General features: G+C 72.8%; 19 protein-coding genes. 14 read left to right on the top strand and 5 right to left on the bottom strand.

Annotated features, from left to right (window positions below; genetic code table 11):
- Nucleotides 1-4: 4 nt before the first annotated feature.
- Nucleotides 5-1,372: a branched-chain amino acid ABC transporter permease gene (locus tag IEV86_RS02580; protein ID WP_052425930.1), complete on the bottom strand. Its 1,368-nt coding sequence runs from the start codon at nt 1,370-1,372 to the stop codon at nt 5-7.
- A gap of 381 nt (nt 1,373-1,753) precedes the next feature.
- On the opposite strand from IEV86_RS02580, the gene IEV86_RS02575 reads away from it, so the two are divergent.
- A complete protein-coding gene (locus tag IEV86_RS02575) occupies nt 1,754-2,458 on the top strand; it encodes a GNAT family N-acetyltransferase (protein WP_043603596.1) in 705 nt (234 codons plus the stop codon).
- Here the strand turns inward: IEV86_RS02575 and IEV86_RS02570 are convergent.
- Entirely contained in the window at nt 2,374-2,868 is a 495-nt protein-coding gene (locus IEV86_RS02570) for a hotdog fold thioesterase (RefSeq protein ID WP_081978523.1), read from the bottom strand. The genes IEV86_RS02575 and IEV86_RS02570 overlap by 85 nt on opposite strands.
- On the opposite strand from IEV86_RS02570, the gene polA reads away from it, so the two are divergent.
- Nucleotides 2,867-5,572, top strand: coding sequence for a DNA polymerase I (gene polA / locus IEV86_RS02565; protein ID WP_043603664.1), 2,706 nt, complete (start codon nt 2,867-2,869; stop codon nt 5,570-5,572). The two genes, IEV86_RS02570 and polA, sit on opposite strands and share 2 nt — an antisense overlap.
- 102 nt (nt 5,573-5,674) lie before the next feature.
- Here polA and IEV86_RS02560 read toward each other — a convergent pair whose 3' ends face one another.
- Nucleotides 5,675-6,475 carry a class I SAM-dependent methyltransferase gene (locus IEV86_RS02560; protein WP_043603593.1) on the bottom strand — a complete coding sequence of 267 codons (801 nt, stop codon included), beginning with the start codon at nt 6,473-6,475 and terminating at the stop codon, nt 5,675-5,677.
- A 128-nt stretch (nt 6,476-6,603) separates the two neighbouring features.
- Here IEV86_RS02560 and IEV86_RS02555 point away from each other — a divergent pair, with 128 nt between their 5' ends.
- The 10 genes from IEV86_RS02555 to IEV86_RS02510 all read left to right on the top strand — a co-directional run bounded on the left by IEV86_RS02555 (nt 6,604) and on the right by IEV86_RS02510 (nt 18,931).
- The gene (locus IEV86_RS02555) at nt 6,604-8,280 is read left to right on the top strand and encodes an ABC transporter substrate-binding protein (RefSeq protein WP_043603591.1); all 1,677 of its coding nucleotides are present in this window, start codon (nt 6,604-6,606) and stop codon (nt 8,278-8,280) included.
- A gap of 16 nt (nt 8,281-8,296) precedes the next feature.
- Entirely contained in the window at nt 8,297-9,301 is a 1,005-nt protein-coding gene (locus tag IEV86_RS02550) for an ABC transporter permease (RefSeq protein WP_043603588.1), read from the top strand.
- On the top strand, nt 9,298-10,239 hold the full coding sequence (locus tag IEV86_RS02545) for an ABC transporter permease (protein ID WP_043603585.1): 942 nt from the start codon (nt 9,298-9,300) through the stop codon (nt 10,237-10,239). Before IEV86_RS02550 ends, IEV86_RS02545 begins: the two co-directional genes overlap by 4 nt.
- A gap of 8 nt (nt 10,240-10,247) precedes the next feature.
- A complete protein-coding gene (locus tag IEV86_RS02540; RefSeq protein ID WP_052425928.1) occupies nt 10,248-11,999 on the top strand; it encodes a dipeptide ABC transporter ATP-binding protein in 1,752 nt (583 codons plus the stop codon).
- 118 nt (nt 12,000-12,117) lie between these two features.
- A complete protein-coding gene (locus IEV86_RS02535; protein WP_043603660.1) occupies nt 12,118-13,143 on the top strand; it encodes a 6-phosphofructokinase in 1,026 nt (341 codons plus the stop codon).
- Nucleotides 13,144-13,350: 207 nt separating this feature from the next.
- Nucleotides 13,351-14,823, top strand: coding sequence for a 30S ribosomal protein S1 (rpsA, locus tag IEV86_RS02530; RefSeq protein WP_043603583.1), 1,473 nt, complete (start codon nt 13,351-13,353; stop codon nt 14,821-14,823).
- Between the two features lie 119 nt (nt 14,824-14,942).
- On the top strand, nt 14,943-15,566 hold the full coding sequence (gene coaE / locus IEV86_RS02525) for a dephospho-CoA kinase (protein WP_043603658.1): 624 nt from the start codon (nt 14,943-14,945) through the stop codon (nt 15,564-15,566).
- Nucleotides 15,563-16,198, top strand: coding sequence for a pyroglutamyl-peptidase I (locus IEV86_RS02520; protein WP_043603657.1), 636 nt, complete (start codon nt 15,563-15,565; stop codon nt 16,196-16,198). The genes coaE and IEV86_RS02520 overlap by 4 nt, the downstream gene beginning before the upstream one ends.
- A gap of 125 nt (nt 16,199-16,323) precedes the next feature.
- Nucleotides 16,324-18,438: an excinuclease ABC subunit UvrB gene (uvrB, locus tag IEV86_RS02515; protein WP_043603581.1), complete on the top strand. Its 2,115-nt coding sequence runs from the start codon at nt 16,324-16,326 to the stop codon at nt 18,436-18,438.
- Nucleotides 18,439-18,490: 52 nt separating this feature from the next.
- On the top strand, nt 18,491-18,931 hold the full coding sequence (locus IEV86_RS02510) for a VOC family protein (RefSeq protein WP_043603579.1): 441 nt from the start codon (nt 18,491-18,493) through the stop codon (nt 18,929-18,931).
- 22 nt (nt 18,932-18,953) lie between these two features.
- Here the strand turns inward: IEV86_RS02510 and IEV86_RS02505 are convergent, their stop codons facing one another.
- Entirely contained in the window at nt 18,954-19,283 is a 330-nt protein-coding gene (locus tag IEV86_RS02505) for a YciI family protein (protein ID WP_043603655.1), read from the bottom strand.
- A gap of 258 nt (nt 19,284-19,541) precedes the next feature.
- Between IEV86_RS02505 and IEV86_RS02500 the strand changes: the two genes are divergently transcribed.
- Together IEV86_RS02500 and IEV86_RS02495 are read left to right on the top strand one after the other, a co-directional pair.
- The gene (locus IEV86_RS02500) at nt 19,542-20,801 is read left to right on the top strand and encodes a serine/threonine-protein kinase (RefSeq protein WP_161784017.1); all 1,260 of its coding nucleotides are present in this window, start codon (nt 19,542-19,544) and stop codon (nt 20,799-20,801) included.
- Entirely contained in the window at nt 20,798-21,346 is a 549-nt protein-coding gene (locus IEV86_RS02495; RefSeq protein ID WP_052425924.1) for a hypothetical protein, read from the top strand. Before IEV86_RS02500 ends, IEV86_RS02495 begins: the two co-directional genes overlap by 4 nt.
- Nucleotides 21,347-21,393: 47 nt before the next feature.
- Here IEV86_RS02495 and IEV86_RS02490 read toward each other — a convergent pair whose 3' ends face one another.
- Entirely contained in the window at nt 21,394-22,086 is a 693-nt protein-coding gene (locus IEV86_RS02490) for an MBL fold metallo-hydrolase (protein ID WP_043603575.1), read from the bottom strand.
- Nucleotides 22,087-22,166 lie beyond the last annotated feature (80 nt).

Below are 22,166 nucleotides of genomic sequence, written 5' to 3'. Positions count from 1 at the left end.
CCACCTATCCGATCCGCTCGGCGCGGCCGAGGATGCCCTGGGGCCTCAGCAGCAGCACGAGGATGAGGATGACGAGGGCTCCCGCGTAACGCATGTCCGACGGGATGACGAGGTTCGAGAGCTCGACGACGAGCCCGATGACGAGCGAGCCGACCAGGGCCCCGAACGCGGTGCCGAGCCCGCCGAGCGTCACGGCGGCGAACATCAGCAGCAGGATGGTCGCGCCCATGTTCCAGGCCGTGGCGTTCAGGTACAGGCCCATGAGCACGCCGCCGAGCGCGGCGAGCGCGCCGCCGACCGTCCACACGAGGCGGATGATCCGGTCGACGCCGATGCCGGACGCCGCGGCGAGCGCTGGGTTGTCGGAGACAGCGCGTGTCGCGCGACCCACGCGCGTCCCGAGCAGGAAGTACGAGACCGCGCCGAGCACCACGAGCGCGATCGCGAGGGAGATGAGCGACTGCTGGGTGATGAGGACCGGACCCAGCCGCACGGTGGGCGGGTTCGCGACGACGATGCGCAGCGAGCTGCCGCCGAAGAAGAACTGGAACACGTACTGCAGCGTGATCGCGAGCCCGATGGTCACGATGAGCTGCTGGGTCAGGCCGACCCTCTTGCGGCGCAGCGGCTTCCAGATCCCGGCGTCCTGGGCCCAGCCGGCGGCGGCGCCCACGACGACCGCGAGCGCGCCCGCGACGAGCAGGGGCAGGTCCGCCGTGCGGGCGAAGACGTAGGCCGCGATGCCGCCGAGCGTGACCATCTCGCCGTGGGCGAAGTTGCTCAGGCCGGTCGTCCCGAAGATCAGGGACAGGCCGACCGACGCGAGCGCGAGGAGCGTCCCGAAGACGATTCCGGCGCTCGCCTGCTGCGCGAGCCGGGACCAGCTGAAACCGCCGCCGGCCGACGACCCGGCGGGCGCGGTGTCCAGCCCGGGCTCGCCGCCTCCCTCGCCGCCGGTCGCGGGCGGGGCCGTCGCCCCGTCGTCCCCCTCGCCGTCGGTGCCGCCCCCACCGCCGCCGGCGGTCGGCTGCCCCAGCGGGAACAGCGCTCCCGCGGACGAGCCCAGCACGACGGACACCGTCCTCGGGTTCGCCGCGGGGTCGCGGAGCGTCTCCCCGGCGGGCAGCGTGGACTCGTCGAGCGTCACGACGTAGTCACCGGCGGCCGTCAGGCGTGCGGACCAGCGGCCGTCGTCACCGGTCACGGCGGCGACCTGCTCGGGACCCGCGACGTCGAGCTCGACACCCACGGCGGGCTCGCCCGCCGAGGTGCGGATGGTGCCGCCGAGGCACGCCGTCTGCGGGTCCGGCTGGCAGACCTCCGTCGCCGCCGAGGCGGGGGACGCTCCGATGACCAGCGTCAGGAGGGTCATGAGGAGGAGGCCCACCGGTACGGTCGGCCTCCCTCTGCCCCGTCCTCGCGCGTACCGCGCTCCGGGTCGTGCTGCTGCTGGTGGCACCTGCGGCCTCCGTCCGTCCTGCGCTCTCGCGTCTCGCCGGTCACCGCGCGACTCTGCGCGGCAAGGCACGGCCCCGGCCGTCCGGGGGTGCCCGGAACGATAGGGCAATCCGTGTGTCATGGACGTTTCACGACGCGCCCAACTGTGCCAGGTCCTCGCCGGGCGGTGGGGCGGGGTCCGTGATCATCCCCCCGTCCGGGCGACTACCGCCGCGGGCGGCGCACCGTTATCTTTTCGTCATCACGGGCCTTCCCCCAGCGGGCCCGACCCCCTGCGCTGAAGGAGGACGGTCGCGTGCGTCCTGGTGTCGAGGTGCGTCCAGCCGAGCCTGCCGACGTCGACGGAGTCGTCGCCCTGGCCCTGGCCGCCCGGGCGGAGACGGCGCTCGGGCCGCAGCTGTGCAGCCCGGACCCGGCCACGGTCGCGCACCAGATCGGCGCGCTCACCGCCGCGCCCGGGGGGCTGGTCCTCGTGGCGTGCGCGGGAGAGGAGGTGGTGGGCCTCGTGCTCGGGCGCGTCGTGGGGCCCAACGTCTTCACGGACGAGGTCAACCTCGTCGTCGAGGCGCTGTACGTGAGCCCGCGGCACCGGCGACGTGGCACGGGGCACGCGCTCATGACGGGGGCCGCCGAGCACGCGTCGCAGGCCGGCGCCGAGCACGTCTACGTCATGCCGCTCCCGGGTGCGCGGGGGATGCAGCGCTTCTTCGTGCAGCTCGGTTTCGCGCCGGCGGCGATGCACCGCGTCGCGACGACGGCGTCGCTGCAGCGCCGGCTGGCGCAGGAGGCGGCGGGCGCCCGTCGTCCGGCTCGCTCGGTCGAGGACCTCATCGCGCGCCGTCGGCAGTCGCGACGTCTCGAGCCGGACCCGGCGGTCGACCGCGCCGCGCTGCGACCGGCGGTCGAGGCGTCGGCTCAGCCCCGCTCGTCCATCACGAGGCACGTGAGGCGCGCGGTGCAGACGCGCCTGGACCTGGAGTCGACGACCGCGATCTCGTAGGACGCCGTCGTCCGCCCGAGGTGGAGCGCCGTCGCGGTCCCCGTGACGACGCCGTCGGTGGCCGCCCGGTGGTGGGTCGCGCTGACCTCGACGCCGACCGCGCGCCGGCCCGGACCTGCGTGGACCATGGCGGCGAACGAGCCGAGCGTCTCGGCCAGCGCGACGGAGGCCCCGCCGTGGAGCAGCCCGTAGGGCTGGGTGTTCCCCGTGACCGGCATCGTCCCGACGACGCGCTCCGCGGACGCCTCGACGACCTCGATCCCGAGGCGCTCCATGAGCGTGCCGGGGAGGCTCGCGCGGATCGCGTCGAGCGGGTCGGCGTCGGGTGCGGCTCCCGCGGTCGGGTCCGCGGACGGGGCGACGGCGGAGGGCGCGGCGGGGGTCGGCGCGTCGGATCGGGTGTCGGACATGGCCGCTAGGTTGGCACCCGTGACCGACCAGGCGCGAACGCGACCCCTCCTGCTGCTCATCGACGGCCACTCCATGGCGTACCGGGCGTTCTTCGCCCTGCCCGTCGAGAACTTCTCGACCCGGACGGGCCAGCCCACCAACGCGGTCTACGGGTTTACGGCCATGCTCGCGAACCTCCTGCGCGACGAGGCGCCGACCCACGTCGCCGTGGCGTTCGACGCGGGCCGGACGACGTTCCGGACCGAGCAGTACCCCGCCTACAAGGGGACGCGGGACGCGACGCCGCAGGAGTTCCAGGGCCAGGTGCCCCTGATCCGCGAGATCCTCGAGACGATGCGGATCACGACGCTCCAGCGCGAGGGCTTCGAGGCGGACGACATCATCGCGACGCTCTCGACGCAGGCGCAGGCGGACGGGATGGACGTCCTGGTCTGCACCGGTGACCGCGATGCCCTGCAGCTCGTCGGGGACGACGTCACGGTCCTGTACCCGCGCAAGGGCGTCTCGGACCTCGTGCGGTTCACGCCCGAGGCGGTCCAGGAGAAGTACGGCGTGCCGCCCGCGTCCTACCCGGACCTCGCCGCGCTCGTGGGTGAGAGCAGCGACAACCTTCCGGGCGTCCCCGGGGTCGGGCCCAAGACCGCGGCGAAGTGGATCCTCGCGCACGGCGGGCTCGACGGGGTGCTCGCCGCCGCGCCCACGATCACGGGCAAGGCGGGCGAGAGCCTGCGCGCCTGTGCCGACCAGGTGCGGGTCAACCGGATGCTCAACGCCGCGGTGCGCGACGTCGAGCTCCCGGTCGCCGTCGGGGATCTCGCGGCCCGTCCGTGGGACCGCGAGGCGATGCACCAGGTCTTCGACGCCCTCGAGTTCCGGACGCTGCGTGAGCGGCTCTTCGCGATGGTCCCCGAGGAGGTCGGGGAGGCCGAGGGGTTCCAGCTCGACGTCGTGTCGCCTGCGGCGGGGGCCCTCGCGTCGTGGCTCGAGGCCCGGCACGGTCGCCGGCTCGCGGTCGAGGTGGCCGGCACGTCGGCCCCCGGGCGCGGTGACGCCTGGGCGCTCGCCGTCGCCGACGGTGCGGACCATGCGGTGGTCCTCGAGCTCGCGGAGCTCTCGCCCGACGACGAGGGTGCGCTCGCGCGGTGGCTGGGCGACTCGGCGCAGCCCAAGTCGGTGCACGGCGCGAAGGACGCGATGCACGCGCTCGCCGGGCGCGGGCTCCCGCTGGCCGGGGTCGCGGTCGACACGCTCCTCGCCTCCTACCTGTGCCACCCCGACCAGCGCTCGTACGACCTGGCGGACCTCTCCATCCGGCACCTGCGGCGCGAGCTGCGCAGCGAGGCCACCGCCGACGACGGCCAGGGCGCGCTGGACCTCTCGCTCGACGGGACCAGCCCCCACCACGGCACGGCGCTGCGCGCGGCTGCGGTCGCCGAGCTGGGCGACGTGCTCGAGGAAGAGCTCGCCGACCGGGGCGCGACGCAGCTCCTGCGCGACCTCGAGCTGCCGCTCGTGGACGTGCTCGCGGGCATGGAGCGGACGGGGATCGCCGCGGACCGGGACTACCTGGACGGTCTGGAGCGCGAGTTCGCCGCGGCGGTCGCGGACGCCGCGGCCGAGGCCTACGCGGTGATCGGGCGCGAGGTGAACCTGGGGTCGCCCAAGCAGCTGCAGGAGGTCCTCTTCGACCAGCTCCAGATGCCGAAGACCAAGAAGATCAAGACGGGCTGGACCACCGACGCGGCGTCGCTCGCCGACCTCTTCGAGCGCACGCAGCACCCGTTCCTCGCGCACGTCCTCGCCCACCGCGACGCGTCACGGCTGCGGCAGACGGTCGAGGGACTCATCCGGTCGATCGACGACGACGGGCGCATCCGGACGACGTTCCAGCAGACGATCGCCGCCACGGGGCGCCTGTCGTCGACCGACCCGAACCTGCAGAACATCCCGATCCGGACCGAGGCCGGGCGGCAGATCCGGCGAGCCTTCGTGGTCGGCGAGGGCTACGACGTCCTCCTGACGGCGGACTACAGCCAGATCGAGATGCGGATCATGGCGCACCTGTCCGGCGACCCGGGACTGATCGACGCGTTCCGGTCGGGGGAGGACCTGCACAGCTACGTCGGCGCACGCGTGTTCGGTGTCGCGACCGACGAGGTGACCGCGGCCCAGCGGTCCAAGATCAAGGCGATGTCGTACGGGCTCGCCTACGGCCTGTCCTCGTTCGGGCTCTCCAAGCAGCTGAACATCTCGGTCGGCGAGGCGGCGGCGCTCATGGAGGACTACTTCGACCGCTTCGGGGGAGTGCGCACCTACCTGGCGGGCGTCGTCGACGAGGCGCGGCGGACGGGGTACACCGCGACGATCCTCGGTCGGCGGCGCTACCTGCCGGACCTCACGAGCGACAACCGCCAGCGACGCGAGATGGCCGAGCGGATGGCCCTGAACGCGCCGATCCAGGGGAGCGCGGCCGACCTCATCAAGGTCGCGATGCTGGGCGTCGACCGCCGGCTCCGGGACGAGGGGCTGCGGTCACGGCTGCTCCTTCAGGTGCACGACGAGCTCGTCCTCGAGGTCGCACCCGGTGAGCGCGACGCCGTCGAGCAGCTCGTCCGGCAGGAGATGGGTGCCGCCGCGCCGCTGTCCGTGCCGCTCGACGTGTCCGTCGGCGTCGGCGGCAGCTGGCACGAGGCCGGGCACTGACCTGGGCCTTGCACTCGGGGGGTACCGGACCGGACACTGACGGGGCACTCGGGCGGGCACCGATCCGGGCTGGCCGGGTACGGCCCGGGGCCGTGACCAGGGTCAGTCGCGGATCGTGACGACGATCACCGTGCCGGGGATGCGCTCGCCGCGCAGGCGGCTCCAGCCGCCCCACGTGCGCTCGTGCCCGGCCGGCCACTCGGGCTCGACCAGATCGACGATCCGCAGGCCCGCCGCGACGACGTCGCGCACGTGGTCGCCCAGGGTCCGGTGGAACTCCGCGTAGGCGGGGTTCCCCTCGTCGTCCACCTCGACGTACGGCGTCCGGTCGAAGTACGAGCGGGTCGCCGTGAGCCCGCCCTCGCCGGGGTCGTCCGGGAAGGCCCACCGCACCGGGTGGGTCACCGAGAACACCCACCGTCCGCCCGGCCTCAGGACGCGCGCCGCCTCCCGGTGCACGGCCGTCGCGTCCGGGACGAACGGCAGGGCGCCGTACGCCGTGAACGCGACGTCGACCGACGCGTCGGCGAACGGGAGGGAGCGTGCGTCCGCCTGGACGACGGGGACCCGCACCCCGGTGCGCCCGGAGAGCGCCACGGCGTTGCGCAGCATGCCCGACGACACGTCGGTCGCGACGGCGAGCGCGCCCTGTCCCACGAGCCACCGGCTGCACTGCGCCGCCCCGGCGCCGACCTCGACGACACGCCGGCCGCGCACGTCGCCCAGCAGGCCGGCGTCAGCCTCCCTCAGGCCCTCCGGGCACCAGACGAAGTCCGCCGCACCGAGGAAGTCGCCGTGCTCGGCGAGGTAGTCCTCGGCGTTGGCGTCCCACCAGGATCGGGCCGCCCCGCCGTCGTCGGACGTGGGTCGATATCCGGCAAATCCTAGGTTCGGGGGACTCATGGCCCTATCGTCTCCTGGTCAACGGGTACTCACCGGTAACCAGCCGGTGACATGGGGGCTCTACGGTCACCCGAGTCCTGGGCAACGGCGCCCGGGTGCATCGGAGAACGAGAACGAGAGGTGATGGTGTGCGCACTGTCCTGAGGACCACGGCCCTGGCCGCGGTGTCCGCGCTGGCCCTGACGGCCTGCGTGGCGAGCGACCGCGACGCCGACGGCGGCGAGACCGCGGGAGGAGGGGAGGGCGGCGGCCAGGACACGTTCATCTTCGCCGCGTCCTCCGACCCCGCGTCGCTCGACCCCGCCTTCGCGAACGACGGCGAGTCGTTCCGCGTAGCGCGGCAGATCTTCGAGGGGCTCGTCGGGACCGAGCCGGGCACGGCCGACCCCGCGCCGCTGCTGGCCGAGTCGTGGGAGGTGAGCGAGGACGGGCTCACGTACGAGTTCGCCCTCAAGGAGGGCGTGACGTTCCACGACGGCACGCCGTTCGACGCCGAGGCGGTCTGCTTCAACTTCGAGCGCTGGAACAATTTCACCGGCGTCCTGCAGTCCGAGAGCCTGTCCTACTACTGGCAGAAGGTGAACGGCGGCTTCGCGTCGAGCGACGTCGAGTCGCTCAACGGCACCGGCAAGTACGAGAGCTGCGAGGCGTCCGACGAGCTCACGGCCGTCATCACGCTCGCGAGCCCGCTGCCGGAGTTCATCTCGGCGCTGTCCCTGCCCGCGTTCTCGATGCAGTCGCCCACGGCGCTCGAGGAGTACGGCGCCGACGACGTCGGCGGTGACGAGGCCGCGCCCGTGCTGCCCGAGTACGCGACCGCGCACCCGACCGGCACCGGCCCGTACATGTTCGAGTCGTGGACCCGCGGCCAGGAGGTCGTCCTCACGGCGAACCCCGACTACTGGGGTGAGCAGGGGCAGATCCGCCGCGTGGTCTTCCCGGTCATCGGCGACCCGACCGCACGGCGGCAGGCGCTCCAGGCCGGTGACATCGACGGCTACGACCTCGTCGGACCCGCCGACGTGGTCGCGCTCGAGGAGGCCGGCTTCCAGATCGTCAACCGCGAGCCGTTCAACGTCCTGTACCTGGCGATGAACCAGGCCGTGCCGGAGCTCGCCGACGTGCGCGTCCGGCAGGCGATCGCGCACGCGGTCAACAAGGAGGCGCTCGTCGCGCAGACCCTTCCCGAGGGCACCGAGGTCGCGACCAACTTCGTCCCGCCGTCGGTCGCTGGCTGGAGCGAGGACGTGGCGACGTACGAGTACGACCCGGACCGGGCGCGCCAGCTGCTGTCCGACGCGGGTGTGCCGTCGCTGACCATCGACTTCAACTACCCGACGAACGTGTCGCGTCCGTACATGCCCACCCCCGAGCAGGTGTTCCAGTCCGTCGCGGCGGACCTGCAGGAGGTCGGCATCACGGTCAACCCCGTCCCGGAGCCGTGGAGCCCCGAGTACCTCGACCGCATCCAGGGCACCGCGGACCACGGGCTGCACCTGCTCGGGTGGACCGGTGACTACAACGACACGTACAACTTCATCGGCGTGTTCTTCGGTCAGAGCTCGAACGAGTGGGGCTTCGACGACCCGGAGCTGTTCTCGATGATCGGCGACGCCCGCTACCAGACGAGCGTCGAGGACCAGACGGCGGCGTACGAGGCGGCCAACGAGGCGATCATGGAGCGGCTCCCCGGCGTCCCGCTCGCGCACCCCGTCCCCTCGCTCGCGTTCAAGCCGTCCATCAAGGGCTACCCCGCGTCGCCCGTGCAGGACGAGGTGTACAACGTGATCACCATCGAGGACTGAGGCGGCGCACGACTCGATGGTCAGGCTCATCCTGCAGCGTCTCGCGCTGCTCGTCCCGACGCTGCTCGGTCTGTCCGTCCTGCTGTTCCTGTGGGTGCGCGCTCTCCCGGGAGGGCCGGCGACGGCTCTCCTGGGGGAGCGCGCGACCCCGGAGGCGGTCGAGCGCATCAACTCTCTCTACGGCTTCGACAAGCCGCTCCTCGAGCAGTACCTGACCTGGATCGGTCAGCTCCTGCAGGGGAACTTCGGCACGTCGACCCGGACCCAGGTGCCGGTGCTCGAGGAGTTCCTCGACCGGTTCCCCGCGACGATCGAGCTCACGCTGCTCGCGCTCGTCTTCGCGGTGGGCATCGGCATCCCGCTCGGGTACGTCGCCGCGCGGCACCAGGGCAAGGCGCTGGACCACACGACCGTCGTGGCGTCGCTCCTGGGCGTCACGGTGCCGGTGTTCTTCCTCGCGTTCCTGCTCAAGTTCCTCTTCGCGGTGCAGCTCGGGTGGTTCCCGTCCGCAGGTCGGCAGTCGCCGTCCATGGTCGCGACCCACCCGACGGGGTTCTACGTCCTGGACGGGCTCCTGACAGGGGAGTGGGACGCCGCCTGGGACGCCCTCCTGCACCTCGTGCTGCCGGCGATCGCGCTCGGGTCGATCCCGCTCGCGATCATCGCCCGGATCACGCGGGCGTCCGTGATCGAGGTGCAGAGCGCCGACTACGTGCGCACCGCGCGTGCGAAGGGCCTGCGGCCGCCGCGGCTGCGGCGCCGCGTCGTCATCCGCAACGCGATGCTGCCCGTCGCGACGACGATCGGGCTCCAGGTGGGCCTGCTCCTGTCGGGCGCCGTCCTCACCGAGACCGTGTTCGCGTTCAACGGGATCGGCAGCTTCCTCGCGGCGGCGGTCTTCAACCTCGACTACGCCGTCCTGCAGGGCTTCATCCTCTTCATCGCCGTCGTGTACGCGCTCGTCAACCTGGCGGTCGACGTGTCCTACGGCCTGATCGATCCACGGATGCGTGTCCGATGAGCACCGAACCCGCCGCCCAGGCGGTCGTCGCGGCGACCGCACCCACCGGCCCCGGCGGCCGCGCCGGCGACGAGGGCGCGAGCATCTGGCGCGTCGCCGCCCGTCGTCTGCGACGCAACCCGGGCGCGATCCTCGGCGCCGTGATCGTCCTCGCGTTCGTCCTCGTCGCGCTGCTCGCACCGGTCATCGCGCCGTACGGTCCGCAGGAGCTCCCCGGTCGTGCCGAGATCCGGCCGACGTTCATCCCCGGGCCGTCGCCCGAGCACCTCCTGGGCCTCGACCGCTACGGCGGCGACCTGTTCTCCAAGCTCGTCTGGGGCGCACGGGCGTCCCTCGTCATCGGCGTCCTGTCGACGATGCTCGGGCTCCTCGGCGGGGCGCTCGTCGGCCTGCTCGCGGGTGCCTTCGGCGGCTGGGTCGACACGGCGACCATGCGCCTGGTCGACCTCATGCTGTCGGTCCCGTCGCTCCTGCTCGCGGTGTCGATCGCGGCGGTCATCGGCCAGTCGCCGACGGCCGTGGTGATCGCGATCGGCGTGGTCCAGGTCCCGATCTTCGCGCGACTCCTGCGCGGGACGATGCTCGCCCAGCGCGGGCAGGACTACGTCCTCGCGGCACGGTCGCTCGGTCTCTCCCGCCGGACCGTCACGATGAGCCACGTCCTGCCGAACAGCCTGGGCCCGGTCATCGTGCAGGCGACGCTCATGCTCGCGACCGCGGTGATCGAGGCCGCCGCGCTGTCGTTCCTCGGGCTCGGCGGCGGCTCCCCGACCACCGCCGAGTGGGGTCGCATGCTCACCGCCGCCCAGAACGAGCTCGAGGTCGCGCCGCGGCTCGCGATGTGGCCGGGTGCGCTGATCGCGATCACCGCGCTCGGGTTCACGCTGTTCGGCGAGGCGCTGCGCGAGGCGCTCGACCCCAAGACGAGGAAGAGGTGAGCCCCGAGGTGGCCGCGACCACGACCGGGTCCGGCGGACCCGACCCCCGCGACGGCGCGACGCCGCTCCTGAGCATCCGCGACCTCGAGGTCACGTTCACGACGCAGCAGGGCTCCGCGACGGCCGTCCGGGGCGCGAGCTTCGACGTCATGCCGGGGGAGACGGTCGCGATCGTGGGCGAGTCCGGGTCCGGCAAGTCGACGACCGCCGCGGCCGTGATCGGCCTGCTCGCCGAGAACGGCCGGGTGACGGGCGGCCGGATCCTCTTCGACGGCACCGACCTCACCGAGCGCGGCGGCGCCGGCATCGCACGCATGCGCGGACGCGACATCGGCATGGTCCCGCAGGACCCGATGTCCAACCTGAACCCGGTCATGCGCGTGGGTGCGCAGATCGTCGAGGCGCTCGAGGACAACGGCGTCGCCCGCGGCGAGGAGGCGCGGCGCCGGACGGTCGAGCTCCTCGAGGAGGCCGGGCTCCCCGACGCGCAGCGGCGTGCGGCCCAGTACCCCCACGAGTTCTCCGGGGGCATGCGCCAGCGGGCGCTCATCGCGATGGGCCTGTCGTGCCGGCCCAGGCTGCTCATCGCCGACGAGCCGACCTCCGCGCTGGACGTCACCGTCCAGCGGACCATCCTCGACCGGCTCGAGGCGCTGACCGCCGAGCGCGGCACCGCGGTGCTGCTCATCACCCACGACCTGGGGCTCGCGGCGGAGCGCGCCCACCGGATCGTCGTCATGTACCGCGGCGAGGTCGTGGAGACCGGACCGGCGGCGCACCTGCTGCGCGATCCCCAGCACGAGTACACCAAGCGGCTGCTCGCCGCGGCGCCCTCGCTGGCCTCGCGCCGGATCGAGATCGCGAAGCACGGCGGCGGGGCGCGGGTCGCCGCCGACGACCTCCTCGCGGTGACCGCCGACGCACCAGCGGACGCGACGCGGGCGGCCGCCGACGCGGTCGTCGAGGTGGAGGACGTGACCAAGGTGTTCAGGATCCGGGGGCGGGGGCTGCTGGGGCGCGGCACCGACTTCACGGCCGTGGACCGGGTCAGCTTCACGATCCCGCGCGGGACGACGACGGCCGTGGTCGGCGAGTCGGGCTCCGGCAAGTCGACCGTGGCTCGCATGATCCTCGCGCTCGAGGAGCCCACGTCAGGGACGATCCGCTTCGACGGCGAGCCGGTCGGGGGCAAGGACCGCGCGGCGGAGGTGCGGTTCCGGCGGCGGGTCCAGCCGGTGTTCCAGGACCCGTACTCGTCGCTCGACCCGCTCTACACGATCTACCGCACCATCGAGGAACCCCTGCGCGCGCACGGGTACGGCTCCGCGAGCCGTCGTCGTGAGCGGGTGCTCGAGCTCATGGACGACGTGGCACTGAGCCCGTCGCTGCTGCGCAGGTACCCGGCCGAGCTCTCGGGTGGCCAGCGTCAGCGCGTCGCGATCGCGCGGGCGCTCGCGCTCGACCCCGAGCTCGTGGTCTGCGACGAGGCGGTCTCCGCGCTCGACGTGATCGTCCAGTCGCAGATCCTGCACCTCCTGGCGGACCTCCAGCACCGCAAGGGGCTCTCCTACCTCTTCATCAGCCACGACCTGGCCGTCGTGCGGCAGATCGCCGACCGCGTGTGCGTCATGGAGAGGGGCCGCATCGTCGAGGAGGGCACGGTGGACGACGTGTTCGACCACCCGCAGGAGGCGTACACGCGGGCGCTCCTGGACGCGATCCCCGGTCGGTCGCTGGACCTCGGCCTGCGAGCCGGGTGACGCACCCGCCGTCCGGGACCTCGGCCCCGGGCGGCGGGTGCGTCCCGCGCTAGGGTGACCGGGACGGGCCGCGCGGACGCGACCGTCCCCCCACCCCCTTCCTGAAGGAGTGCCTCGCGTGCGTGTCGGACTGCTGACCGGTGGCGGCGACTGCCCGGGGCTCAACGCGGCGATCCGTGCCGTGGTCAAGCACGGGGAGGGGACGTACGGCCACTCCATCATCGGGTTCCGCAACGGGTGGCGCGGCGTCGTCGACGGCGACGTCATGCCGCTGGGCCGGCCGCACATCCGCAACGTGCTGCCGAGCGGCGGCACGCTGCTCGGCACGGCGCGGTACCACCCGGACGACCACGACGGCGGGATCGACGCCGTGATGGCGACGCTCGAGGCCGAGCGGATCGAGGCGCTCATCTGCATCGGCGGTGACGGCACCCTCCACGCGGCCAGCAAGGTCGCCGAGGCCGGCGTGCGGATCGTCGCGATCCCCAAGACGATCGACAACGACGTCTCGGGGACGGACCTGTCGATCGGTTTCCACACGGCCGTCAACATCGCGACCGAGGCGATCGACCGGATCCACACGACGGCCGAGAGCCACAACCGGGTCATGGTGGTCGAGGTCATGGGGCGCCATGCCGGGTGGATCGCCGTGAACGCCGGCATCGCGGGCGGCGCGGAGCTGATCCTCACCCCGGAGGACCCGTTCGACATCGACCAGGTCGTCAAGTTCCTCAAGCACCGACACCGTGCGCACGCGAACTTCTCGATCGTCGTCGTCGCGGAGGGTGCCGAGCCGCGCAAGGGCGGCTCGATGGACTACACGACCCAGCTCGGACGGTTCGGCGAGATCGTCGCCGGTGCCGTGGGCGAGCGCCTCGCCCACGAGATCGCCGACCGGACGGGCTTCGACACGCGCGTCACGATCCTCGGGCACGTCCAGCGCGGCGGGTCGCCGACGCCGACCGACCGCATCCTCGGCAGCCGCTTCGGCGTGGCGGCGATCGACGCGGTCGTCGAGGGCCGGACCGGCGTGATGACGGCGCTGCGCGGCGAGCACGTCGAGCTCGTCCCGCTGAGCGAGGTCGCCGGCAAGCCCAAGCGCGTGCCCGCCGACCTGATCCGAGCCGCGCAGGTGCTCGCCTGAGGCCCCTGTCCGCCGTCTCTTTGACCGCGGTTTCGCCACCGGCCTAAGATGGCCGGTGGCGTATCGCGTCCTGCGCCCGTCCCACCCCGACCCACGACCCCGCGCACCGCGCGCGGGGGAGGCGTCGAGGAGGAGGCGGCCGACGCCGCGTCACCAGCACCGTCCCTGTCCGACCTACTCCCTGTCCGCATCGGAGCTCGAAACTCAATGACCATCTCCACCCCTGCCAAGCCGACGACGCCGCAGGTCGCGATCAACGACATCGGCTCGGCCGAGGACTTCCTCGCCGCGATCGACGCGACCATCAAGTACTTCAACGACGGCGACATCGTCGAGGGCACCATCGTCAAGGTCGACCGCGACGAGGTCCTCCTCGACATCGGCTACAAGACCGAGGGTGTCATCCCCTCGCGCGAGCTCTCGATCAAGCACGACGTCGACCCCGACGAGGTCGTCAAGGTCGGGGACGCCGTCGAGGCCCTCGTCCTCCAGAAGGAGGACAAGGAAGGCCGTCTCATCCTGTCCAAGAAGCGCGCCCAGTACGAGCGCGCGTGGGGCACGATCGAGAAGATCAAGGAGGAGGACGGCGTCGTCACGGGCACCGTCATCGAGGTCGTCAAGGGCGGCCTGATCCTCGACATCGGCCTGCGTGGCTTCCTGCCCGCGTCGCTCGTCGAGATGCGTCGCGTCCGCGACCTCCAGCCGTACGTCGGCAAGGAGATCGAGGCGAAGATCATCGAGCTCGACAAGAACCGCAACAACGTGGTCCTGTCGCGTCGCGCGTGGCTCGAGCAGACGCAGTCGGAGGTCCGCTCGACCTTCCTGCAGACGCTCCAGAAGGGGCAGGTCCGCCCCGGTGTCGTCTCGTCGATCGTCAACTTCGGTGCGTTCGTCGACCTCGGCGGGGTCGACGGCCTCGTGCACGTCTCGGAGCTGTCCTGGAAGCACATCGACCACCCGTCCGAGGTCGTCGAGGTCGGCCAGGAGGTCACGGTCGAGGTGCTCGACGTCGACTTCGACCGCGAGCGCGTCTCGCTGTCGCTCAAGGCGACGCAGGAGGACCCGTGGCAGGCGTTCGCCCGGACGCACGCCATCGGCCAGGTCGTGCCCGGCAAGGTCACGAAGCTCGTCCCGTTCGGTGCGTTCGTGCGCGTCGAGGACGGCATCGAGGGCCTCGTGCACATCTCCGAGCTCGCGGTCCGTCACGTCGACCTGCCCGAGCAGGTCGTCAACGTCGGTGACGAGACGTTCGTCAAGGTCATCGACATCGACCTCGAGCGTCGCCGGATCTCGCTCTCGCTCAAGCAGGCGAACGAGGGCCTGGACCCCACCAGCGAGGACTTCGACCCCGCGCTGTACGGCATGGCCGCCGAGTACGACGAGAAGGGGAACTACAAGTACCCCGAGGGCTTCGACCCGGAGACCAACGAGTGGCTCGAGGGCTACGAGACCCAGCGCGAGGCATGGGAGGCGCAGTACGCCGCCGCCCACGCTCGCTGGGAGGCCCACAAGAAGCAGGTCGCCGAGGCTCAGCAGGCGGACTCCGAGGCCTCGTCGCGTCCGGAGACCAGCGCTCCGGCGGCGTCGTCGAGCTACTCGTCGGCTCCCGAGCCGACCGGCGGCACGCTCGCGTCGGACGAGGCGCTCGCCGCGCTGCGCGAGAAGCTCACCGGCAACTGACCGGCGTCTGACCCCGGCGCGCCGCCGAGCGGCGCACCACCACGACGGGCCGACCACCTCCGGGTGGTCGGCCCGTCGTCGTGCACGCTGGCTACTCTGGGCCGATGGACGACACCGGGGTGCTCAGGGTCGGGCTGACGGGTGGCATCGCGTCGGGCAAGTCGGTCGTCGCGAGACGTCTGACGGAGCTGGGCGCGGGCGTGGTGGACCACGACGTCCTCGCGCGGGACGTCGTCGCACCGGGCACCGCCGGGCTGGACGCGGTCGTGGCCGAGTTCGGCGACGAGGTCCTGGCTCCCGACGGCACGCTCGACCGCGCGGCGCTGGCGCGCGTCGTCTTCGCGGACCCGACGGCGCGCGCCCGGCTCAACGGGGTCGTGCACCCGCTCGTTCGCGCAGCGGCGGCCGACGCCGAGCGGTCGCGTCGTGAGGCCGGCGCCGACGTCGTCGTGCACGACGTCCCGCTGCTGGTCGAGACCGGGCAGGCGGGCCACGTCGACGTCGTCGTCGTGGTGGACGCGCCGCCCGAGCAGCGCGTCCGCAGGCTCGTCGAGACGCGCGGGATGACCGAGGAGGAGGCCTGGGCCCGGCTCGCCGCGCAGGCCGACGACGAGCAGCGGATCGAGGCGGCCGACGTCGTGCTCGACGGGTCCGGCTCGGTCGAGGGTCTGCGCGAGCAGGTCGACGCGCTGTGGGCGCGGTGGCACGCGGGAGCCGTCCCGACCGACGGGGCCGGCGCGTGACGCGGGTCCTGGTGACCGGGTTCGAGCCGTTCGACGGTCGGGCGGCGAACGCGTCGTGGGAGGCCGTCACGTGCCTCGCCGAAGGCTGGGACGGGGCGGCCGAGCTCGCCGTCGTGCGCCTGCCCGTCTCGTTCGTCCGTGCGCCGCGGGCGCTCGGCGCAGCCCTCGACGAGCACCGGCCCGACGTCGTCGTGTGCGTCGGTGAGGCGGTCGGTCGGGCGGCGGTCGGGCTCGAGCGAGTCGCGGTGAACGTCGTCGACGCGCGCATCCCCGACGCGGACGGCGCCGCACCGGTGGACGTCCCGGTGGTCGGGGACGGCCCCGTCGCGTACCTCTCCACGCTGCCGCTCAAGCGCGCGCTCGTGGAGATCGCGCGGGACGGCACGCCCGTCGAGGTCTCGCGGACGGCAGGGACCTACGTCTGCAACGCGACGTTCTACGCGCTCATGCACGCCACACGGGCGACGGGGACCAGGGCGGGGTTCGTGCACGTGCCCGGGAGTCCCGACCAGGTGCCGCCGGGTTCGGCGGGGCTCGACCCCGCAGCGTCGGCACGTGCGTTGCGGCACGTCGTCGACACGGCGTGCAGCGCTGCCGCGGACGTCGTCCTGGCGGCCGGCGCGGAGGCCTGAGCGGGGTCGCGGCCCCCGACGTGCAGGCCGGCCCCTCCCGCGCGGCACCCGGCGGCCGCCCGCGTCGGCGGTGGTCCGGGCGCCCCGGGCCCGCCGTGTCGGTGGCTCGACGTACCGTGTGACCCATGCGCCCCGTGACCGACCTCCAGCGCCGTGTCGCCCCCTTCGAGGTGGTGTCCGAGTACCAGCCCTCGGGCGACCAGCCGCGCGCGATCGCCGAGCTGTCGCAGCGAGTCCGGGCGGGGGAGAAGGACGTCGTCCTGCTCGGCGCCACGGGCACCGGCAAGTCGGCGACGACGGCATGGCTCGTCGAGCAGCTGCAGCGGCCGACGCTCGTGATGGCCCACAACAAGACGCTCGCCGCGCAGCTGGCGACCGAGTTCCGCGAGCTGCTGCCGAACAACGCCGTCGAGTACTTCGTGTCGTACTACGACTACTACCAGCCCGAGGCGTACATCGCGCAGACGGACACCTACATCGAGAAGGACTCCTCGATCAACGAGGAGGTCGAGCGGCTGCGGCACTCGGCCACCAACTCGCTGCTCACGCGGCGCGACGTCGTGGTCGTCGCATCGGTGTCGTGCATCTATGGTCTCGGGACGCCGCAGGAGTACGTCGACCGCATGGTCCACATCGCGGTCGGTGACGTGGTGGACCGCGACCAGCTCCTGCGCCAGTTCGTCCAGATGCAGTACTCGCGCAACGACATGGCCTTCACCCGGGGGACCTTCCGGGTGCGGGGCGACACGGTCGAGATCATCCCGGTCTACGAGGAGCTCGCGATCCGGATCGAGCTGTTCGGCGACGAGGTCGAGGCCATCCACACGCTGCACCCGGTGACGGGCGACGTCCTGCGCTCCGAGCAGGAGACCTTCGTGTTCCCCGCGTCGCACTACGTGGCCGGCCCTGAGCGGATGGAGCGCGCGATCGGCTCGATCGAGGCGGAGCTCGAGGCGCGGCTCGCCGAGCTGGAGCGTCAGAACAAGCTCCTCGAGGCGCAGCGGCTGCGCATGAGGACCACGTACGACATCGAGATGATGCGTCAGGTCGGTACCTGCGCCGGTATCGAGAACTACTCGCGCCACATCGACGGTCGAGGGCCCGGCACACCGCCCAACACGCTGCTCGACTACTTCCCCGAGGACTTCCTGCTGGTGATCGACGAGTCGCACGTCACCGTGCCGCAGATCGGCGCGATGTACGAGGGCGACATGTCGCGCAAGCGGGCACTGGTCGAGCACGGCTTCCGGCTGCCGAGCGCGATGGACAACCGTCCGCTGCGGTGGGAGGAGTTCGTCGAGCGCATCGGTCAGACCGTGTACCTCTCCGCGACGCCCGGACCGTACGAGCTCTCGCAGTCGGACGGCGTCGTCGAGCAGATCATCCGGCCGACCGGTCTCGTCGACCCCGAGGTCGTGGTCAAGCCGACCAAGGGCCAGATCGACGACCTGCTGCACGAGATCCGGGTGCGCGTCGAGCGCGACGAGCGCGTCCTGGTCACGACGCTGACCAAGAAGATGGCCGAGGACCTCACGGACTACCTCCTCGAGAAGGACGTCCGCGTCCGTTACCTGCACAGCGAGGTGGACACGCTGCGACGCGTCGAGCTGCTCCGCGAGCTGCGGATGGGCGTTTACGACGTCCTCGTCGGCATCAACCTCCTGCGCGAGGGGCTCGACCTGCCGGAGGTGTCGCTCGTGAGCATCCTCGACGCGGACAAGGAGGGCTTCCTGCGCTCCGGGACCTCCCTCATCCAGACGATCGGACGTGCCGCTCGGAACGTCTCCGGCGAGGTCCACATGTACGCGGACACGATCACGCCGTCCATGGCGCAGGCGATCGACGAGACCAACCGCCGGCGGGAGAGGCAGGTCGCGTACAACGTCGAGCACGGGATCGACCCGACCCCCCTGCGCAAGCGGATCAGCGACGTGACGGACATGCTCGCCCGGGAGGACGTCGACACCGAGGAGCTGCTCAAGGGCGGCTACCGCAACCCGGGAAAGGGCAAGGGCAAGGGCAAGGCGCCCGTCCCGGGAGCTGCGGGCCGGACGGAGGAGACCGCGCGGGCCCGGATGGCCGCCGTACCCGCAGGCGAGCTCGCGGAGCTCATCCAGGAGCTGAGCGACCAGATGCATGCCGCTGCCGCGGAGCTGCAGTTCGAGCTCGCGGGACGGCTTCGCGACGAGATCGCAGGGCTCAAGAAGGAGCTTCGTGACATGCAGAGGGCGACCGCCTGACGCGCGGGCGGAGCCGGGCGGCGCGCCGAGGGGCGCGCGTGAGGGGAGCGAGATGGACCGTCGGTTGCAGATCGTCATGGACGCGGCCTCGCCGCGCGCCCTGGGCACCTTCTGGGCGAGCGTGCTCGGTTACGTCGAGGACCCGCCGCCTCCCGGGTACGACACCTGGGAGGAGGCGCTGATCGGGTGGGGACTCCCGCGAGACCGGTGGGACGACGCGTACGCGATCGTCGACCCGGAGGGGGTCGGACCCCGCGTCTTCTTCCAGAAGGTGCCCGAGCCGCGGGCCGGCAAGAACCGTCTGCACCTCGACGTCGGGGTGCCCGGCGGGCCCGACGCCCCGGGGACGGAGAAGGACAAGGACGGGATGCGGGCCCACGCCGCTCGGCTCGTCGACGTCGGTGCACGCGTCGTCCGCGAGTACGACGACCCGGCTCAGGGTTTCTGGATCACGATGGAGGACCCGGAGGGCAACGTCTTCGACGTCGTCTGATCTGCCCGGGACGCCGGTCGGATCAGGAGGCGAACGGACCGATCACGGGGTCCCAGCGACGGACCGATCGGTGCGCGACGAGGCCGGCGCGTGCGAACGGGTCGTCGTCGAGGACGCTCAGCACGTCAGCCACGTCGCGGCCGCGGACGAGCAGGAGCGCGCCCGGCGTGCCGTCTCCCTCGTGCCCGTCCTCGCCGGCGGGCTGCTCCGTCGACGGCCCGACCAGCGGTCCGCTCGCGAGCAGGGTCCCCGCCTCGAGGAGTGCGCGGAGGAACGCGCGGTGCTCCGGTCGGACCGCGTCGAGGCTCTCGGGTCGGTCGGCGTAGGTGTAGTGCACCGCGAAGGACGTCATCCCGGCATTGTGCCGTGGGACCGGTGAGTCCCGCGGCACCGGCGACGTCCGCGGCACCCGGTGAGCCCCCGTGACGCCGGCGACACCGTCGACCACCCGGGCGTCGTCAGCGGACCTCGCGTGCTCGGCACGGACGGGTGAAAAGCGCGCCTCGACATGCGTGCGGCGAACCGGGGCCCTAGCGTCGAAACCGTGCTTGTCGGGCACCGACGTGGCCCGGAACGGGGGCGGGCCGTCGGACGGACGAAGGAGAGGGACGTGGCGCCAGGGCCTGTGGACGTGGCCCGCGGTGTCGTCCTCGACGGCAGGTACCGGATCGAGGACGTGATCGGGCAGGGCGGCATGGCGACCGTCTACCGCGCACGCGACGAGCTGCTCGACCGCGACGTCGCCGTGAAGCTGTTCCCGCCGACGCCCGACACCGACGAGGTCCTCCGCCACCAGGCCGAGATCCGCGTCCTCTCGCACATGAACCACCCCGGGCTCGTGGCCCTCCACGACGCGGGCTCCGCGTACGCCGGGGGACCGGTCCAGCAGACGTACATCGTCATGGAGCTCGTCCCGGGCCCGACGCTCGCCGACCTGCTCGCGACCGGTCCGCTCTCGCGCACCCACACCGCCCGGATCGGTCGCCAGCTGGCGGAGGCCATCGCCGCGGTGCACGCGGCCGAGGTCGTCCACCGGGACATCAAGCCCGCGAACATCCTCCTCGTCGAGCGTGCCGCCGCCGTCCAGGAGGACCCCTCAGCCGCGCTCACGACAGGTCCGGTCGTGAAGCTCGCGGACTTCGGCATCGCCCGCTTCGCGCACGGTGCACGCCTGACGATGACGGGTACGACGCTGGGCACGGCGACGTACCTGAGCCCCGAGCAGGCCTCGGGAGCGGAGGTCGGCCCCCCCACGGACGTCTACGCCCTGGGCCTGGTGCTCCTCGAGTGCCTCACGGGACGCAAGGCGTTCACCGGCACCGTGGCCGAGGTCGCGGCCGCCCGTCTGGTGCGCTCGCCGGAGATACCGCCCGAGCTCGGCCCCGAGTGGGGGCAGCTCCTTCGCGCGATGACCGAGAGGCGCCCCGAGGACCGGATCACGATGCCCGCCGCCGCCGCACAGCTCGGCGTCCTCGCGGGCAACACCCCGGCCTCGTCGCTCGACACCGCCGTGCTGCTCCGTCCGCCGGCACCCGCGCCGTCCCGCGGGAGGACCTCGCTGCGGGAGGAGGCTTCCCGGCCCTCCCGCCGGAGGAACGCCCCGGGCTCGTCCCACGAGTCGCCCGCGGACCGGACGCAGCCCCTGCCCGTGGCCGCGGCCGCCCACGGCGGGACCGCGACGCGAGGGCTCCGGCGGCCGTCCGGCCGGCCACGGACGCTCGTGGGCCTCGGTGCGGTCCTCGTCGCCGTCGTGCTCGCCCTGATCTGGTCGGGGACCGGCAGCGACGTGGCACCCCCGCCCGACTACCCGACGGTCGAGGGCACCCTCGGGGGTGCGATCGAGGAGCTCGCGGAGGCGGTCGAGCCATGAGGCGACGTCCCCACCTCGCCGCCGTGCTCGTGACGGCGGCTCTGCTCGGCGGGTGCGCTCCCGCCGGGCCGGAGCTCTCGCCCGGCGCGGCGCAAGCTCTTCAGGAGGCCGTCCACGACGTCGCCTCCGCCGCAGCGCAGGGACGCTACGACGCCGCCGCGGCGGCTGCCGGCGAGGTGCGCGCCGCGCTCGACGCGGCGGCCGACGCCGGCGAGATCTCGGCGTACCGCTACCGGGTGGTCGACGAGGCCCTCGGCAGGACGGAGGCGGAGCTCGCGGCCCTGCTCGCGGACCGGGAGGGTCAGGCCGAGGCGCTCGACGAGCCCGCACCCGCTCCGGAACCGGGCGAGGAGGGTCCCGTCGACGAGCCGGCCCCCGCACCCGCGCCGGCCCCTGCCGAGGAACCGGTCGCACCTGCGCCGTCCGACGGGTCCGACGACGAGGACCGGGCAGGCCCGGGTCGCGGCGAGGGCGGCGGGAACAACGGCAACGGCAACGGCGGGGACAACGGGAACGGGAACGGCAGGGGCAAGGGCGGGGGCTGACCTCCGCCGGGCGGAGCAGGGACCGGGACGGGACGCGACGTCCTCCGTCACCAGCCCCGGGACCACCACTCCTGGAGATGGGGCCGCTCGTCGCCGAGCACCGTGTCCCTGCCGTGCCCGGGGTACACCCAGGTCTCGTCGTCGAGCACGCCGAACACGCGCTCCTCGAGATCGGTCATGAGCGAGCGGAACGCCTCGGGGTCCGTGGTCCTGCCCGGGCCGCCCGGGAAGAGGCTGTCGCCCGTGAAGAGGTGGACCCGTCCCGCGACGGCCCCGTCCTCGTGGACCCGGTGCGGCTCCCGGTACGCGAGCGCGACCGAACCCGGCGTGTGCCCACGCAGACCGACGACGTCGAGCACCAGGTGCCCGACCGAGACCACGTCCCCGTGGTGCAGCCGCCGCTGCACGGCCACGGGCATCGCGAGCGCGTCGTCCGCGCCGCACGCGTGCACGGCGCCCGTCACAGCCAGCAGCGACTCGAGGGCGCCCGTGTGGTCCGGGTGGCGGTGCGTCGTGACGACGGTGTCGAGGCGGCCCGCGGGGGAGCCCTCGCGCACCAGCGCGAGGAGACGGTCGGGGTCGGCCGCGGCGTCGACGAGGAGCTGCTCGCCGCTCGTGCGGCACGTGAGGAGGTAGACGTCGTTGTCCATCGGTCCCACGGACGCCTTGCGGATCGTCACCCCGTCCAGGACGCGGACGTCCGAGGGGCCGCCGGTCACCACGTCGCCCGAGTACGCCATGTCGTCATCGTCGCGGGGTCCGCCGGGTCAGGGAAGGGACCTCCGTGCGCCGTGCGCGCGGCTCTCCCTCCGCCAGCGCC

The sequence above is a fragment of the Cellulomonas carbonis genome (assembly GCF_014636275.1).
GTDB lineage: Bacteria > Actinomycetota > Actinomycetes > Actinomycetales > Cellulomonadaceae > Actinotalea > Actinotalea carbonis.
Note: the sequence above shows the minus strand (reverse complement) of the source record. Positions and strands in the feature narration are given on the sequence as shown.